The organism is Actinoalloteichus fjordicus (assembly GCF_001941625.1).
In the GTDB taxonomy this organism is placed as follows: Bacteria; Actinomycetota; Actinomycetes; order Mycobacteriales; family Pseudonocardiaceae; genus Actinoalloteichus_A; species Actinoalloteichus_A fjordicus.
Window position 1 is genome coordinate 3,410,988 of the sequence record NZ_CP016076.1, and the last position, 16,077, is coordinate 3,427,064.

The window sequence follows — 16,077 nt, forward strand, 5'->3', positions numbered from 1 at the left end:
TACGCAGCACAGTGGACAGACGTCGATCGTCGTTCGCTGCGGCCCGAGGTGTGAACACGCGACGACGGTGGCCGGTCGCGAGATGCCGCCCCTCGCGTCGCCGGCTCGTCAGCCGATGCGGCGAGGTCGATTCCGGTGGTCGGCTCGGCGAACGGTCACGGTCCGGCAGCGGGCGGCGGCCCGATGAACGGCGAGGTCCAGCGGTCGTTCACCCAGGACACGCTGCCGAAGTCCGGACTGTGGCTGGACCGTCATCAGGTCGTCGGGACGCGACCCGCCGAGGGAACCCTGGTCGTGGCCCGGTGTGGTCGGTCGATGCGGGTCGGGCCGCCGCCGGAACGGGTCATCGCCGGGATCAGGCTGACCGCGTCGCGCCCGTGCTGGGACTGCGAGGAGGCAGCCGCGGGGCGGCGACCGGGAGCGACGAATCCGGCCAGACCGGTTCCGCCCCGTTCTGATCGGGAACGGTTGATCCGCGTGAAGATCGGGATGGCGCCGGAATCGCACCGGGTGGCGCACGTCTGCTTGTCGCTGGCACCGGTCGCGGGCCTGCTGCGTACGCGGTGCGGCCAGTGGCTGTCCGTCTCGGACGTCGACGTGCTCGCGTCGGACCACGGGGCACCCTGCCCGTCCTGCCTGGTGACATCGCTGTTATCGGGCCCGCGTCCCCGGGCCGCGTGCGTGCGGTACGGCCGGATGGCGCCTGCTGAGACGCGAGGATTCGGCTGGGCCGGTCGCAGGCCGACCCGCGCGCGAGCAGGCCGTGGGAGTCGGCAGCCTGCTTCGGTCCGAGGAGGTCGGACGCTGCGGCTTCGCCGCCACTGACCCGGATCGTCCGACGCCGCCGTCGACCAGCACTCGGACCTGCCGAGCCTGCGCGTCATCGGGCACCGCCGTGGCCTACGGTTGTTGATCGACACGGTCAGCGGCGGCGGAGGGCGAAACGGGTGCGCGAACGGTCGATCGAAGAGTTCCTGGATCAACTCGCCGCGCGCGAACCCACCCCCGGCGGGGGTGCGTCCGCCGCGCTCCACGCCGCCCAGTCGGCGGCGCTGCTGGCGATGGTGGCGCGCTACACCGACGGCGAACGCCATGCCGAGCACGCCGAGGTAGTGGGCAACGTCCTGGTGGAGGCGGAGGAGCTGCGGGCGGTCGCCCTGGATCTCGCCGAACGGGATGCCCTCGCGTTCGGTGCCGTCGGCGAGGCCTACCGGCTGTCTCGGCGCACCGACGAGGAGAAGGCCGTCCGCAAGGAGGCGATTCAGCACGCTCTCAGCGGCGCCGCGCGGCCGCCCGCTGACACGATCGCCGTCGTGGCGCGGCTGCTCGCCCTGGCTGAGGAGCTGCTTCCCGTCGGCAATCGCAACGTGATCACCGACATCGCGGCCTCGGCCGAGGCCGCCAGGGCGGCTGCGGCCGCCAGCCGGGTCAACGTGGAGATCAACCTGGCCGGGCTGACCGACGTCGGTGCGCACGAGGCGTTGCGCGCCGAGGTCGCCGGGGTCGACGATCTCCAGGCGCGCGCACACCGGTTGACCGAGGCCGTTCGGGAGATGATCCGATGACCGCGCGACTGCTGTCCGGCACGGAACTGGCCGCGTCGGTGCGTGCCGACACCACGAGCCGGGTCGCCGCCGCTGCGGCGGCCGGTCGCGTGCCGAGGCTGACGGTGGTGACGGCCACCGCCGACGAGGCCAGCGCCTGGTACGTCCGTTCGATCGCTCGGGCGGCGAAGCGAACCGGGATCGACTGCGTCGTCGTCGATCTCGGCCCGCAGGCCGCGCCGAGCGAGATCCACGAGCGACTGGCGGAATCGAGCGCCGACCCCGACGTGCACGGGCTGATGCTGCAGACGCCGCTGCCCGTCGGGACGAGCCTGGCCGAGGCCGCCCAGTTCATCGATCCGGCCAAGGACGTCGACGGCGCCGCGCCCGCGAGCCTGGGCAGGCTGGTCGCGGGCCTGCCCGCCTTCGCCCCGGCCACGGCCGCCGCCGTGGTGGCCCTGCTGGATCACCACGAGGTGCCGCTCGCGGGCCGGGAGGTGGCGATCGTCGGTCGATCCACTGTGGTGGGCAAGCCGCTGGCGCAGCTCCTGCTGGCCCGCGACGCGACCGTGACGCTGTGCCATTCGCGGACGCGAGACCTGCCTGCGGTGACCGGCCGCGCCGAGATCGTCGTCGCCGCGGTGGGTCGGGCAGGCCTGCTCACGTCGGCGCACATTCGTCCAGGTGCCGTGGTGGTCGACGTCGGCACCAACCCGGCCGAGGACGGCGGGCTGCTGGGCGATGTCGCGCCCGAGGTGAGCGAGCAGGCAGGTGCCCTCTCCCCCGTGCCCGGCGGCGTCGGACCGGTGACGACCGCGCTGCTGCTGCGACACGCCGTCGAGGCCGCAGGCTGGTGACCCGGGGTACGCCAGGGCAGGAAACCCGGCCGGTGAGTGCGCGCCGCCTGCCCTGACCGGGGTGACCGGCGGGCCTGCCGGTCAGGGCTCGGCCGTCACCCCTCGTGCCCCCGATCGGCCGTCCACTCGGCGGCGTGCTCCTCGGCGAACTCGGCGAAGGTCCGGGGCGGGCGGCCGGTGAGGTCCAGCACGGCGGTGCTGACCAGGTCTTCCCGACCACGTTCGATGTCGGCTTCCACTGCTGCGAGGGCGGCGGCGAACGGGGCGGGCATGCCCGCGGCCCGGTTGTCGGCCGCCGACTCCTCGACGCCGATGTGCCGCACCCGGATCGGCCTGCCGGTGTGCGCGGTGATGATCGCCGCCGCGTCCTGATAGCTCAGCGACTTCGGGCCGGTGAGCAGATGGTCACGCCGGTCGTCGAGGACGCCGTCGAGGTCGGTCAGCAGTGCGGCGGCGGTGGCCGCGATGTCGGCTGCGTCGATCCAACCCACCCGACCGGCGCCTGCGGCGGTGCGGATCTCGCCGTGCCGCCGAATCCGTTCGCCCAGCGGGTGCGGGCTCAGGAAGTTCTGCATGAATCCGGACGGGCGCAGCACCACCCAGCCGGGCCGGGACCGCACCCGCTCGGCCAGCCACAGCGCGCCGGGGGCGTCGGGCAGCACGATCGCGGAGCCCAGCAGCACCACTCGGCGTACGCCGATGCGTGTCGCCTCGGCCAGAAACGGCTCGAGCAGCGGCATCGGATCCACGGTGAGCACCGGAGGCACCAGATAGACGCGATCCATCCCGTGCAGCGCGGCCGGGAAGGTCGTCGGGTCCGCCCAGTCGAACCGGACGGCGTCGGGATCATCGCCCGCCGGATGACGACTCGCCACCCGGATCGGCACCTCGCGCTCCCGCAGCAGTGCGGCCAGCACGCTGCCGGTCTTCCCGGTGCCGCCGGTGACCAGCACGCCGGTCATCGGGCGGTCCGCGAGCGCAGCGAGCCGAGCAGTTCGGGCAGTGTTCCGGCCGCCGAGGCGGCCGCCACCGGGCTCCAGTAGTCCCGATATCGGGTGATCAGGCCTTCGTGGACGGTGACGACGGTGACGTAGTCCAACCGGTAGGGCTCGCCGGTGGACACCGTGCGTCCGTGCGCGGTGAACTCCACCACGATGGTGTCCGGGCGGCTCGTGTGATGCACGGTGACGGCCGGGATCTCCCGCACGTCCATGCGGTCCGGATGACCCGCCAGATAGGCGCGGACAGCCTCTCGGTCGTTCAGCCGGGCGGGCGAGGGGGCTTCGGCGAACGGGAACTCGGCTGTGCCGTCCGCCGCCCACAGCTCGGCGACGGCGTTCATGTCTTTGGCCTGCAGCAGATCCAGCAGCCGACGAATGGTCTCGTCCGGGGTGCGGGGCATGGTGTTCCCTCCACATCCGACGGAAGTAGGTGACCACCCCAGGCTGGGGGCGCAGGCCGCAGGCGCGGAACAGACCGGCGAGCCCCGGACCACCGGTCCGTGGCTGAACCGGGCGGAGCCGTGCCACCCTGGCCCGGTGAGCCGACGCGAACTGGCAGACTTCCTGCGCCGCAGACGGGAGGCGCTGCGCCCGGATCAGGTGGACGTCGGTCGCCCGCCGGACAGGCGTGCCCGACGCACCCCCGGGCTGCGCAGGGAAGAGGTGGCCGTCCTCGCCGGGATGTCCATCAGCTACTACGAGCGGCTGGAACAGGCCCGCGCGTCACGTCCCTCACCTCAGGTGCTGGCCGCGCTGGGGACGGCGCTGCGATTCACCACCGCGGAGCGCGAACACCTGCGCGGCTGGCCGGGCAGACGCCGCCCCGCACGAATGTCGATCGCGTGCCCGTGCCCGCCGACGCCCGCCTGCTGCTGCACCGACTCGGGCGGATACCCGCCTACCTGGTCGACGAGCAGGAAGACATCGTCGCCTGGAACACCTCGGCGGCCGCGTTGATCATCGACTTCGCGCAGCTGCCCGCCGCGGAGCGCAACACCGTGCGAGTGGCCATCCGGCTGGGCGCCACGATCTGCTCGGCACCGGCAGGCGCGGAAGGCGAGTTCGCTCGGCAGGCCGCAGCCGACCTGCGTGCGACCATCGCCCGCTATCCGGCGCACCGCGCGCTCGGCGAACTGGTGAACGAGTTCGCCGCGCACAGCGTGGACTTCGCCGCCGGATGGCGCAGCCACGACGTGCGGCCCCGTCTCACACTGCGCAAGCTCCTGAATCACCCCGAGCTCGGCCCGCTCGAACTGGACCGCCAGACCTTGCTGCTGCCCGGCACTGACCTGCGGCTGGTGATCTACACCGCCGATCCCGACAGTGCCAGTGCCACCGCGCTCGCTCGGTTGGGACGAGCCTCCTGACGGCGAAGGCCACGGCTCGACCGCGACTGCTGGCGAGGATCCACCGTCGGGTCGACGCCGATCGGCGAGGGAAGTCGATGTCCGCAGGCCGAGGACGTGTTCTTCGGCCTGCGCGAATCACGGTCCAGGTCGTCTGGCGCCGCCCCGGAGGCGGGCAGGGCGCCGGAGATCACCGAGCGCGGCCCCCGCAGCCGTCGACCTGCCTGCGGGAATGCGCTCCCCCGCCCTGCGAGGAGCGACGTGCCGGGCGGGCCACGAGGTCCGTCACTCGGGCCAAGCCGAGACGTAGATCCAGTCGAGGCCGTCCGGACCCGGCCCGTCCAGGTGCGCTGCTCGGCTGAGCCCGGCGTGGCGGGCCACGTGCTGCGAGGCGATGTTGGCGGGGCGGACCCTGGCGACGATCGGCGGCTCCGGCATCCGTCGCGTCGCCCAGTCCACGACCGCGCGCGCCGCCTCGCTCGCCAATCCCCGCCCCCACGCGGTGGGGGCGAGGCGGTAGAAGAGGTTGAGGATGGCCCGATCCTTCAACAGCATCGACTTCACCCCGCAGAAGCCCAGGGCGGTGTCGGAATCGTGTTCGCGCAGAACCAGATAGCCGATGCCGAAACGGTCCCATTGGGTGTCCCAACGGTGGAACAGCTGTTCGGCCTCCGCAGCGGTGTGCAGTCGATCGGAGGGGTTGTGCGCACACGTGCGCGGGTCCCGATGGACGGCCAGGATCGCGTCGACGTCGTGGCGGACCGGTCGTCGCAATGACAGCCTGCGCGTCGACACCGTCTCGGCGGCCTGATGTTCGGTCATCGAAGCGACGGTAGCCGGCGCCGGGTCATCTCGTGGTGATTCCCCGTCCCCCACCAGACGGACGCGCCGTGTCGGCGGCTCCCCGGTGCCGAGACGTCGACGCCCACCGACGCGAGCGATCGCCCGACCGGCCGTGGCCCCATGGCCACCCGGTCGGGTGCGACGTGTGCCGTCATCCACCCGATCGACCAGCTGGGAATGCAGGCAGCCGGATGTCAGGCTAAAGAGATCGGGTGAGCACCCGATCGCCGGTCGCGGCCGAGTACCCGGCCGCCGCGTCCTGCATTCCCGACGCCGCGCACGCCGTTCGGGCCAGGCCCCGGCCCGGTGCCGGTTCGCACCCTGAACCTGCCCGACGTGCCACCGCGCCGAGTCGGCCGGGGTCGGTCGGGGACACCGAGAAGCCGACATCGTGACCAACCCGACGCCGGAGCAGCCCCGGCACTCGGACGGCGACGCCGGGGCACCCGACGACGGCCTCGCCGACCACCACCCGGAGTCCTCCGTCGCGCCCCGAGGCTGGACGACGCTGTCGGTGGTCCTGGTCGGGGCCTTCGTGGCGTTGTTGGACACCACGATCGTCAACGTCGCCCTGCCGGACATCGGCCAGGCCCTGTCGGCGAGTGAGGAGACGTTGGCCTGGATCCTCTCGGGGTACTTCCTGTCCTTCGGGCTGATCCTCATCCCGGCGGGCAGGCTCGGCGACCGGTACGGCCACCGGATGATGTTCGTCGTCGGGCTGAGCCTGTTCACACTCACCAGCCTGGCCTGCGGGTTGTCCTCGAGCCCTGCGCAGCTGGTGACGTTGCGGGTGGTGCAGGGCCTCGGCGCAGGTCTGTTCTTCCCGGTCATCGCCGCCCTCATCCAGATCCAGTTCACCGGGCTGGCCCGGGGGAAGGCCTTCGGGCTGCTCAGTGCCGTCATCGGTGTCTCCACCGCGATCGGGCCGCTGTTGGGCGGGCTGCTGGTGCACGGGTTCGGCACGAGCGGCTGGCGGTGGGTCTTCCTCGTCAACGTGCCGATCGGTCTCATCGCGGTGCCTGCGGCGCTGCGCCTGCTTCCCCGACCACAGGGCAGGCCGACGACCGGTCTGCTGCGGTCCGCCGATCTGGTGGGCCTGGTGCTGCTCGTCGTCACGGGCGTCGCGCTGCTGCTTCCGTTGGTGGAGGGACAGCAGGCGGGCTGGTTGGGCTGGCCGCTGGGCAGTCTCGCCGTGGCCGTCGTCGCCGCAGGCGTGCTGTGGTGGTGGGAGCGCCGCGTCGAGCGCGGCGACGGGACGCCGATTCTGCCGCCCGCCCTGCTCAATCGCCCGGCGTTCGCGGCGGGAACCCTGGTCTCGCTGACCTATTTCGCCGCGTTCACCAGTGTGTTCTTTACCCTGTCGATCCTCTGGCAGGAGGGCCTCGGCCACGAGGCGCTGTCGACCGGGCTGATCTTGATGCCCTTCGCCGTCGGCACGCTGCTGGGGATCGGCAACGGGCTGTTCATCGCGCCGAACACCGGGCTGGTGCTGTCCTCGGTGGACCCCCGCCAGGCGGGAACGGCCAGCGCTCTGCTGTCCACGGCGCAGCGGCTCGGCAGCGCGGTGGGCGTGGCGTTGGTCAGTAGCGTGCTGTTCGGGACGCTGCGCATCGGCGAACTGGACCGGGCCTCGGCCTTCCTGCACAGCGCGCAGCTCGCCCTGTGCGTCAACATCGTCCTGGTCCTGGTCTCGTTGGGCCTGGTCTTCATGCTGCCGAGGAGGACGGCGGCCTCCGCCCTGTCGTGACCAGCGGGTCCCGACAGGGCGGGCCACGAGGCCACCAGTCTTCGACCGATCCCGTGCTAGGTGACCCGGCCGGTGCCCGGCGCCGGGTCGAGCACGCCGCCCGCCGCAGAGGCCGGCCCACGAGACGGCGATGCCGGTTCCGGGGGACGGCACAGCGCGACGGACGGCCGCCCCCGCGCCCAGAGCCCGGCGCAGGCGGGTTCAGCCCGGATACGGTCGGTCGGCCCGCCCTCGGCGCAGCGTGTGCGCCCACCATTCGAGCTGGTGGAACATCCTGCGCGCGGCGAGGTTCGCGGCCTCGGGGTCCACCACTTCGCCCTCGGCGTCGAAGCGGTCTCCGGCATTGTGAAAGCTGACCGTCTCGCGGATGGTGACCGCGTGCAGCTCGGCGAAGACCAGCCGAAGCTGCTCGACGGCGCGCAGTCCGCCGGAGATCCCGCCGTAGGACACGAAGGAGACGGGTTTGGCGTACCACTCCTTGGCCAACGAATCGACGGCCTCCTTCAGCGGGCCCGGATAGCCGTGGTTGTACTCCGGGGTGATCACCACGACGGCGTCGGCCGCGGCGATGCGCTCGGCGAACCGGGGTTGCGCGGCCTCGTCGGCCAGGTCGACGACGTCTACGGTCGTCGTCGACCGTGGGGCGGCCTGCCCGATCAGCCAACGGGCCACGGTCGGGCCGAACCGGCCCTTGCGCACGCTCCCGATGATCACTGCGAGCCGGATGTGCTCAGGCATGACGAGGTCCTTTCCCTGGGTCGCCTGTCGGCGGCGAAGCGGAGGAATCCGCACGAACGACTGCGCACGCCGAACGCGAGATCACCCGTCCGACGGCGGACCCCGAGGCTAGAACCCGAACCAAGGTTCAGGTCAAGCGGGAAGATCGCGATGGAGGCCGCATTGGGGAGGCGGGCCCGGCGGCAGGTCGAGGCCCCGGCTCGCAGGCGATCTGCGGGGCAGGCGGGGCGCAGGACGGGCCGAGGGTGAACTCTGGAGTGCGGTGACGCACGGGCGGCGGCCTCGCCGCTCGCGGTCGATCCCCGCTCGACATCGTCGGCGGGCTGCGCCTGACGCCTGCGCGACGGCGCACGGGGGACGGGGTGGACCGACAGGCGCGACGAGCTCGCGAAATCGGTTGCCAGACGGACTGATGATCTTGATAAGCGCTGCCTGCACGAGTTCGACGGGGGCTGTGGCGCAGGTGGTAGCGCGCCCCGACAGCATCGGGGAGGACGGGGGTTCGACTCCCCCCGGCCCCGCCGGGTCGATCACGACCCAGACCCACTCGACGGTCTTGCGGAAGGCGTGTCGTGTCGGCCGCTGTCCGGCCGCCCGGCCGGCTCGATCCGGTGATACAGACCCAACCCGACGACACCCGACGAAGTCAGGCTGTCTCAGCCTGACCACACGCCTGAGGTGGCGAAAGGCCGATGGTCAGGGGCACCGAACCGGACATGATCGGCCTCGACGAGAATGAAGATCAATGAGAAGGTCGGGAATGACGGCGACACGGTCTTGATCGTTCGAGACGGGGAACCGGCGGGGCGGACGTTGGTGGTTCGCTGCCCGCCTGTGGCGGTGGAGCCGACACCGGCGCTCGAATACGGGCAACAGGCCGCTCAGGTGAGGCGACCCACCGGCGTGTCCACCGGGAGCACGTTCGTCCGACAGGCGGGCGAGTATCGGAGAGGGATGGACGATGGGTAATCCTTTAGTGGCTGATGTGGTGGACTCGACGACGTCGACGTCGGGTCTGTCGCTGGTGGAGTCGGTGAACTCCACCAACCAGGCCATCGGCAACGGCGACTGGCTCGAGGCAGGACTCGGCACCGCCGACCTCGTCATGACCGCCCTGGACCCCTTCGCCGCGATCATCTCCAACGGCGTCGGCTGGCTCATCGAACACGTCGGACCCCTCTCCGACGCCCTCGACGCATTGGCAGGCAACCCCGACGAGATCCGCTCCCACGCCGACACCTGGACCAACGTCGCCGACGAGGTCAACTCCGTCTCCACCGAACTCGGCAACCTCATCCAATCCGACGTCACCACCTGGACCGGCGCCGCAGCGGATGCCTACCGCGACCGCGCCACCGACACCGCCAACCTCATCCTCGCCGCCGGAACAGCCGCAGGCGGCGCCGCCGACGGCATCCACAAAGCAGGCGAAGTCGTCACCGCCGTCCGCGATGCCGTCCGCGACATCATCGCCGACGTCGTCGGCTCCATGGTCTCCTGGGCCTTACAGGTCCTCTTCACCCTCGGCATCGGACTCATCTGGGTCATCCCCAAAGTCGTCGCCAAAGTCGCCCAAACCGCCGCCACCATCGCCCAACTCATCACCAAACTCACCACCTCCATGTCCAAACTCACCCCCCTCCTCAAAAAACTCGGCGACGACTTCAGCACCGCCACCAACGGCCTCAAAAACATCAAAACCAGCAACAACCACAACGCCCGCAGCCTCGACGCACCACCCGTCACCCCCAACGGCACCCGAGGCAGCGGCAGCGGCGACACCGGGCCCCCCATCACACCCAACGGCACAGACGGACCCAACGGCACCAGCGGCGGGCCCGACGGAACCCGAGGCGGACCGGGCATCTCGCCCAACGGCACCACGCCGGACACCTCCCGAGGCGGACCAACCATCACCCCCGACGGAACCCGCGGCGGCCCAGGCGGAACCCGAGGCCTTCCGGGTGGCGACGGCTCGCGTTCGCCCGGGGGCGGTCCCGCTATCAGCCCGAGCGCTCTACAACAGTCCAATCCGATGGCCAGTCCTCACCAGTACACCCCGGGACTGGGCGGCCCGTCGACGGTAGCGGGCCCGTCTGCTGGTCCCAGCGTGCCGACCATCCAGGGCGTCCACTTCGGATCCGACAAGCGGCCGCATAGGCGGACGTTCGCCGCCGACAGCGTGAACTACCACACGCTGACCGATCCGAGTGGCAGGACGCTGGGAGTCGGGTTCCCGAGCAAATCACAGGACGTGTATCTCCAGCAGGGTTGGGCCAACTCGAATCCCTATTGGCAACAGGCCTATCACGAGCGCACGTCCACAGGGTATGTCGGCCGCCCGGCGCCGTGGGCCAATGATCCCAGCTACTCCGGCCCGTTCGCCGCGCTGGCTCACTCGAACGGTAAGCAATACACCGTCGAGGCCCCGACGGGCAGAGACGGCCGGATGGAGTCCGTCGCCGTCTCGCCTGAGTCCTACCACAAGATCTTGACCAGTAACCAGGTTTACCAGGCGAACATGACAGGAAACGAGAATCCGCTCATCGCCGCGTCGTGTAGCACGGGTGAGAAGGGCGGGGCGCAGCGGTTCGCCGACGCGCTGCACGGGACCGGCGACCAGCGACCCGTCTACGCACCCACCGGCGTGGTGACGACCGGGGTGTTCAACAACAGCAACAGCGGCGCCCAAGGCGTTCTTGCCGTGGACCCGGTCAACACGACGACGCCCGGCGGGTTCAAACGGTTCTAGTCCGGCGGCGCTCGACGGCGGCGGCAGGTCGGACTTCGGGGCATCGAGGGGCACCGTCACCTCGGCTGACCGCCTGGCTCGGCAGCCGTCGCCTCGGCCGTGGAGACAGCTCGCCCGCGATGAAGTCGGGCCGCTCTGCACCCTCGCTGTCGACCTAGACCGCCGCCGGGAGTCGAGGCGCCGCGGATCTCCGCTACCGTCCGGCGAAGTACGCCGTGCCCGACGATCACGGCGCAGCGCCGCCCCCGCCCGTCAGGCTTCTCCGGAACCCGTGGACGTGCCGCTGTGAGCCAGCCGTACGGCGTCGGCCAACGGAGTGCTCGGCCTGCCGATCAGGCGCTGAAGGTCTCCGCTGTCGGTGTCGAGTTCGCCGCGCGCGATCGACCCGTCGAGGCTGGCGACGAAGCTCGCCGTGTCCGGGTCCAGGCCTGCGGACCGCAGTTCCGCCGCGAAGTCCTCGACGCTCAGATCGCGATAGACGACCGGCGCCCCGGTCACCTCGGTGATCGTCGCGGCCAGCTCGGGGAAGGTGAACGGCGTTCCGCCCAGCTCGTACACCGCGTTCTCGTGACCGGACTCGGTCAGGACGGCTGCCGCCGCGGCGGCGAAGTCCGCGCGGGTGGCGCCCGCGATGCGTCCGTCGCCGCCGGCTCCCAGGATGACGCCGCTGCTGAGGTACTGGCCGAGCTGGCTGGTGTAGTTCTCGATGTACCAGCTATTGCGCAGGATGGTGAAGGCGATCCCGGAGTCTTCGAGTACCTGCTCGGTCGCCCGGTGCTCCGGGGCCAGCGCGAGAGTGGTGGCGTCCGCATGCGGGGCGCTGGTGTAGACGATGCGGGTGACGCCTGCGGCCTTGGCAGCGTCGATCACCGCCGTGTGCTGCGCGACGCGGTGACCCACCTCGCTGCCCGAGACCAGCAGCAGCGTGGTGACCCCCGCCAGTGCCGCGGGCAGGGTCGGAGGCCGCGAGTAGTCGCCCTCCCGGACCACCACGCCCGCATCGGCGAGATCGGCGGCCTTGGCGGGCGTGCGGGCGATCGCGACGATGTCGCCGGGCTGGACCCCGCGCGCACGCAGGGCCGCGACGGCGAGCCTGCCGTAGGGGCCGGTGACTCCGGTGACGGCATAGGTGGTCATGGTTCTCCTGTCGAACTGGCCATACTGGCATTCGGCTTGTACTAACTTTTCCACAGTACATTCGGATTGCAGTGCTCCGGTAAGGTGGGCGCATGTCCGCAGTGCCCACGCCCTCGTCCGACGCGATCGATCCTTCCGACGCGCTGGTCGCCGACGTGTTCGCCCGGAACTGCGACTCGCGGGCCGCGCTGGAGACCGTCGGCGGCAAGTGGTCGATCCTCGCGCTGCTCGCGCTCGTCGAGGGCGACTATCGCTTCAACGCGTTACGACGTCGCGTCGAGGGCGTGAGCGAGAAGATGCTCGCCCAGACCCTGCATGCCCTGGAACGGGACGGGCTCGTGCAGCGGGAGGTGGTGACCGTGATCCCGGCCCGCGTGGAGTACTCGCTGACGACGCTGGGTGCCGAGATCGCCGAGCGACTGCGGGGACTCACCGAGCTGCTGGAAGGCTCCATCGACCACATCACCGCAGCTCGCGCAGCCTATGACGCTCGACGGGGTTGAACGCGGACCGGCTTCGCCGACCGCTCCGGTGGTCGGGGCGGCCCCGAGTCGCCTGCCAGGTCGCCCGTGCGGCGGGTTCGGGTTGGCGGGTCGGCGAGCAGACCTGGTCGGCTCAGCCTTCCTGCAGCACGGACAGCACGTTGCCCGACGGGTCCTTGAACCAGGCGATCAGCGGCCCGCCGCCTCGGAACACGCCTTTCGCGTCCTGCTCGAAGCCCTCGTATCGCTCGAAGGTCACCCCGCGCCGTTTCAGCTCGTCGACTGCGGCATTGATGTCGGGCACCGGGAAGTTGAGAATCGTGAACGAGGCGGGAACGTGGTCGCGGCTCGGGTAGATCAACACGTCCCGACCCCCTGGTATGTGCAGGTTCATCAGGCCGAACTCCGACGAGTCGGTCAGGCTGAGGCCGAGGGTCTCGCCGTAGAATCGCTTTGCCTTCGCCATGTCGGCCACCGCGAATCCGCTGTACGCCTCGCTGCCCTCGAGCATGGGTCTCTCCTTCGTCATCGCCGGTCCCGACCATGTCGGCCCGTCTCGCCATGCCTGCTTCGGAGGCGGTACCGATCTTCGGCTCCGAGGCGCGACGTACTCGCTCGTTCCCGGCTGCGCCTGCACCGCCTTGCCTGCTCCAGCCTGCCGAAGAAACCGCCCGCCCGCCGGTTGAACGGACCGGGCGGCAAGGCCGGACCGGCGGTGCGCCACTCCCCTATACGTCGTTCCCCTGTATCGGGCCGGATCAGTTCGCAGCCGGTTCCCGCAGGTCCGCCGTCATGGTGATGCTGCCGGGGATGGCCTCACAGGCCCGCCGGAAGCAGGCCGCCAGCGCCTCTCGCGACGGGTTTCCCGGCAGGCAGCTCCACTCGTCCATCGCGGAGTGGAAGGCGGCCACCATCATGTCCAGCGCGAGACGAAGGCGCAGGTCCGGCGCACCCGACAGCATGATCCGCCTGCGCACGATCTCAGCGGCGGCGCGGGTGGTGCGGTCACAGAAGTGGAGTCCGTGCGCGTCCATCGACGGCGTCCGCTCGGTGAGGTGCCTGCTGAGCAGCACGCGACGCGCCCAGCCCTCGGCCGTCATCTGATCCAGTGCGGCGAGCAGGACGTCCCGCAGTACCTCGATCAGCGGCCGTCCCCGGGGATCGCAGGACTTCAGCTCCTCGATGAAGGCCGCCCAGAGATCCTGGGTCGGGGCCATCGCCACGTCTTCCTTGCTGCCGAAATTGCGGAAGAACGTGCGCTTGGAGACCTCGACCTCGGCACACAGCTCGTCCAGCGTCGTGCCTTCGAAGCCCTTCTCGGTGAACAGGTCCAGGGCCGTGTCGATCAGCTCCCGCCGGGTGCGCAGCTTCTTGCGCTCGCGCAGCGTGAGCCGGTCCGCCGGGGATGCGGACGGCGCGCTCGACGGGGAGGACGTGCTCATGCAGACCACCCTAACCGGTAGCAACTGCCCCTTGTAGGCTGATGCCACTCAGTGGCAGTTACGAGAGGTGATCACATGCGTGCCCTGCTGGTTGACCGATCGGTGCCTGGCGGACTCCGAATCGGGGCGGCTCCCGAGCCCGAGCCTGCTCCCCACCAGGCGTTGATCCGGGTGACCGCGTCCTCCCTCAACTTCGGCGAAGTGCGGCACCTCGTCGAGAGCAGCCCGGAGGGCACCGTGCTCGGCTGGGATGCCACCGGGGTCGTCGAGCGTGCCGCCGCCGACGGGACCGGTCCGGCCGTCGGTGCGCCGGTGGTGACCTTCGGCGCCGACGGGGCCTGGGCGGAGCGCCGTGCGGTGGACACGGACTTCATCGGGACTGCGCCCGACGGCGCCGACCTCGGTGCGCTCAGCACCGTTCCCGTCGCGGGCGGCAGCGCCCTGCGCGCGCTGCACCGTCTCGGCCCGATCCTCGGCAGGCGGGTGCTCGTCACCGGTGCCACCGGCGGCGTCGGCCGGTACACCGTGCAGCTCGCCCGGCTCGGCGGCGCCTACGTCCTGGCCGCCACCGGAGACCCGGACCACCACGGCGACGACCTGCGTGCCCTCGGCGCCCACGAAGTGGTGTCTGGGTCGTTGGAGTTCGACGGCCAGGTCGACGGCGTCGTGGACCTGGTGGGCGGACCGCAGCTCGTCGACGCCTACGGAAGCCTGGCCGAGGGCGGCACCCTCGTGTCGGTCGGGCACGTCACCGACGCGGGCGAGCATTTCCCGCACGGCGCCCTGTATGCGGACCAGGGCAGGCACGACCGGTCGATCGTGACGTTCTATCTCGGGGCCTGCCGAGGCCTCGCGCCCGACCTGACTTGGCTGGCCGCTCGCGTGTCGGCGGGCGAGCTGGACCCCCAGATCAGCTGGCGCGGCGGATGGGATCGGATTGACGAGGCGGTCGCCACCCTGCTCGGCCGCCGCCTGCACGGCAAGGCGGTTCTCGAGATCGGCTGAGTCCTGGGGCGCCGTCGTAGCCGGTCACGGTGGTCCAGGTCGCCTCGGGCGGGCGCTCGTCGTCCCAGCGGGCAGATCCCGCAGGACCGCCGTGTTCGGTGCGGCATCCCGTGCTGCGTTCGGGATCGGGATCGGGATCGGGATCGGGGTCGAGCGGGCGAGGCTCGCCGAAGTCGAGGACCCCGCGTTCCCCACGGCACGCCGGGCTGCGTATCGCTCCCGCCTGCCCCGTGCCCGCGGGTCGCCACGGTTCAGCGTCGGAGCGGCTCCGCGGGCCTGGCGTCCGCTGGTCACCGAGGTCGGGACGGGTCTCCGCCGTGGCGGAACGGGGTCGTGGTGGCCAGTTCCATGAAGCCGAGACGACGAAGGATCGGCGCGCTCTCCGGGGAGGCGTCGACCTGGAGATAGCGGTATCCCCTGGCTGCGGCGAGCGCGACGCGATGCGCGACCATCGCCCGGAACACGCCTCGACCGCGCCAGGCGGGCAGCGTCGCCCCGCCCCAGAGCCCGGCAAAGTCCGTGCCCTCGGGAAACTCGACCCGGCCTTCGGCGACAGTCCGCCCCCGGCGACGGCGAGCACTCCCTCGACGGCGCGGGGCTGTCGGTGCAGATCGGCGACGAGTGCCCGACCCGACTCGGAGTGATCGCCGCCGAAGACCTCGTCGTGGACGGACACCAGCTCGGCGACATCGCGGGCGTCGGCGACGGCACTCAGCCGCATGCCCGACGGTGGGGACGGCTCGATGGCGAGTTCGGTGATCTCGGCGACGAGCAGCGTCTCGGCGGGCTGCGCCGTGAACCCGGCGGCGATCAGCCGCTCGGGCAGACTCGCGGGCCGGTCGTAGGAGTAGTGCTTCCACTCCCACGGCCTGCCCGCCGCCGCGAACCGCTCGACCTGCGCGGCGATGACCGCATCGACGTCGGCGTGGTCGGGACCGCACCAGGTCACCCCGGCCCACCCGTCGTCGGAGACGCAGCGGGTGACCTCGCCGTCGCGCTCGATCCGGCCGTTCGGGGTGTCCGGCGTCGGATCACGACGAATCTGCTGGTCATAGAGCGCGAGTACCGTGCGTCGGTCCATCCGGGGAGTGCATCACGCGGGAGCACGGCCGCCGCGCACCGGGTCGTCGCCGATGATCTCGCTCTGCTCGGCCGAGTCCTGCCGTCACCGCGCTCGACCACG

16 protein-coding genes and 1 tRNA gene are annotated in these 16,077 nt (G+C 71.2%); 9 read left to right on the plus strand and 8 right to left on the minus strand.

Annotated features, from left to right (window positions below):
* Positions 1–947 precede the first annotated feature (947 nt).
* Positions 948–1,565, plus strand: a complete 618-nt coding sequence (locus UA74_RS15070) for a cyclodeaminase/cyclohydrolase family protein (RefSeq protein WP_075764587.1) — start codon at positions 948–950, stop codon at positions 1,563–1,565.
* Complete coding sequence (locus tag UA74_RS15075) at positions 1,562–2,401, plus strand: bifunctional 5,10-methylenetetrahydrofolate dehydrogenase/5,10-methenyltetrahydrofolate cyclohydrolase (protein ID WP_075764589.1); 840 nt, start codon at positions 1,562–1,564, stop codon at positions 2,399–2,401. The genes UA74_RS15070 and UA74_RS15075 overlap by 4 nt, the downstream gene beginning before the upstream one ends.
* 95 nt (positions 2,402–2,496) lie before the next feature.
* Here UA74_RS15075 and UA74_RS15080 read toward each other — a convergent pair whose 3' ends face one another.
* The gene (locus tag UA74_RS15080; protein WP_075740868.1) at positions 2,497–3,363 is read right to left on the minus strand and encodes a Rossmann-fold NAD(P)-binding domain-containing protein; all 867 of its coding nucleotides are present in this window, start codon (positions 3,361–3,363) and stop codon (positions 2,497–2,499) included.
* Positions 3,360–3,803 carry a nuclear transport factor 2 family protein gene (locus UA74_RS15085; RefSeq protein WP_075764591.1) on the minus strand — a complete coding sequence of 148 codons (444 nt, stop codon included), beginning with the start codon at positions 3,801–3,803 and terminating at the stop codon, positions 3,360–3,362. Before UA74_RS15085 ends, UA74_RS15080 begins: the two co-directional genes overlap by 4 nt.
* Here UA74_RS15085 and UA74_RS33555 point away from each other — a divergent pair.
* Together UA74_RS33555 and UA74_RS33560 are read left to right on the plus strand one after the other, a co-directional pair.
* Positions 3,802–4,359 carry a helix-turn-helix domain-containing protein gene (locus UA74_RS33555; RefSeq protein ID WP_232237771.1) on the plus strand — a complete coding sequence of 186 codons (558 nt, stop codon included), beginning with the start codon at positions 3,802–3,804 and terminating at the stop codon, positions 4,357–4,359. The two genes, UA74_RS15085 and UA74_RS33555, sit on opposite strands and share 2 nt — an antisense overlap.
* Positions 4,245–4,769, plus strand: coding sequence for an MmyB family transcriptional regulator (locus tag UA74_RS33560; protein WP_232237772.1), 525 nt, complete (start codon positions 4,245–4,247; stop codon positions 4,767–4,769). Before UA74_RS33555 ends, UA74_RS33560 begins: the two co-directional genes overlap by 115 nt.
* A 264-nt stretch (positions 4,770–5,033) precedes the next feature.
* On the opposite strand, the gene UA74_RS15095 is transcribed toward UA74_RS33560, so the two are convergent.
* On the minus strand, positions 5,034–5,570 hold the full coding sequence (locus tag UA74_RS15095) for a GNAT family N-acetyltransferase (protein WP_075740870.1): 537 nt from the start codon (positions 5,568–5,570) through the stop codon (positions 5,034–5,036).
* A 412-nt stretch (positions 5,571–5,982) separates the two neighbouring features.
* Between UA74_RS15095 and UA74_RS15100 the strand changes: the two genes are divergently transcribed.
* Positions 5,983–7,338 carry an MFS transporter gene (locus UA74_RS15100; RefSeq protein WP_075764593.1) on the plus strand — a complete coding sequence of 452 codons (1,356 nt, stop codon included), beginning with the start codon at positions 5,983–5,985 and terminating at the stop codon, positions 7,336–7,338.
* 201 nt (positions 7,339–7,539) lie between these two features.
* Here the strand turns inward: UA74_RS15100 and UA74_RS15105 are convergent, their stop codons facing one another.
* A complete protein-coding gene (locus UA74_RS15105; RefSeq protein ID WP_075766153.1) occupies positions 7,540–8,076 on the minus strand; it encodes an NADPH-dependent FMN reductase in 537 nt (178 codons plus the stop codon).
* A 448-nt stretch (positions 8,077–8,524) separates the two neighbouring features.
* Here UA74_RS15105 and UA74_RS15110 point away from each other — a divergent pair.
* Together UA74_RS15110 and UA74_RS31820 are read left to right on the plus strand one after the other, a co-directional pair.
* Positions 8,525–8,597, plus strand: a tRNA-Ala gene (locus tag UA74_RS15110).
* Between the two features lie 440 nt (positions 8,598–9,037).
* Complete coding sequence (locus UA74_RS31820; protein ID WP_157442226.1) at positions 9,038–10,828, plus strand: putative T7SS-secreted protein; 1,791 nt, start codon at positions 9,038–9,040, stop codon at positions 10,826–10,828.
* Between the two features lie 252 nt (positions 10,829–11,080).
* Here the strand turns inward: UA74_RS31820 and UA74_RS15125 are convergent, their stop codons facing one another.
* A complete protein-coding gene (locus UA74_RS15125) occupies positions 11,081–11,965 on the minus strand; it encodes an SDR family oxidoreductase (protein ID WP_075764599.1) in 885 nt (294 codons plus the stop codon).
* A 92-nt stretch (positions 11,966–12,057) separates the two neighbouring features.
* Here UA74_RS15125 and UA74_RS15130 point away from each other — a divergent pair, with 92 nt between their 5' ends.
* Positions 12,058–12,468, plus strand: coding sequence for a winged helix-turn-helix transcriptional regulator (locus tag UA74_RS15130; RefSeq protein ID WP_075740876.1), 411 nt, complete (start codon positions 12,058–12,060; stop codon positions 12,466–12,468).
* Positions 12,469–12,580: 112 nt separating this feature from the next.
* Here the strand turns inward: UA74_RS15130 and UA74_RS15135 are convergent, their stop codons facing one another.
* Positions 12,581–12,958 (minus strand): VOC family protein, encoded by a 378-nt coding sequence (locus tag UA74_RS15135; RefSeq protein ID WP_075740877.1) that lies wholly within the window; start codon positions 12,956–12,958, stop codon positions 12,581–12,583.
* Between the two features lie 247 nt (positions 12,959–13,205).
* Positions 13,206–13,889: a TetR/AcrR family transcriptional regulator gene (locus UA74_RS15140; protein WP_075740878.1), complete on the minus strand. Its 684-nt coding sequence runs from the start codon at positions 13,887–13,889 to the stop codon at positions 13,206–13,208.
* A 75-nt stretch (positions 13,890–13,964) separates the two neighbouring features.
* Between UA74_RS15140 and UA74_RS15145 the strand changes: the two genes are divergently transcribed.
* Positions 13,965–14,894, plus strand: a complete 930-nt coding sequence (locus tag UA74_RS15145; protein ID WP_075740879.1) for a zinc-binding dehydrogenase — start codon at positions 13,965–13,967, stop codon at positions 14,892–14,894.
* Here the strand turns inward: UA74_RS15145 and UA74_RS15150 are convergent.
* Positions 14,800–15,975: a hypothetical protein gene (locus UA74_RS15150; RefSeq protein WP_198043034.1), complete on the minus strand. Its 1,176-nt coding sequence runs from the start codon at positions 15,973–15,975 to the stop codon at positions 14,800–14,802. The genes UA74_RS15145 and UA74_RS15150 overlap by 95 nt on opposite strands.
* Positions 15,976–16,077 lie beyond the last annotated feature (102 nt).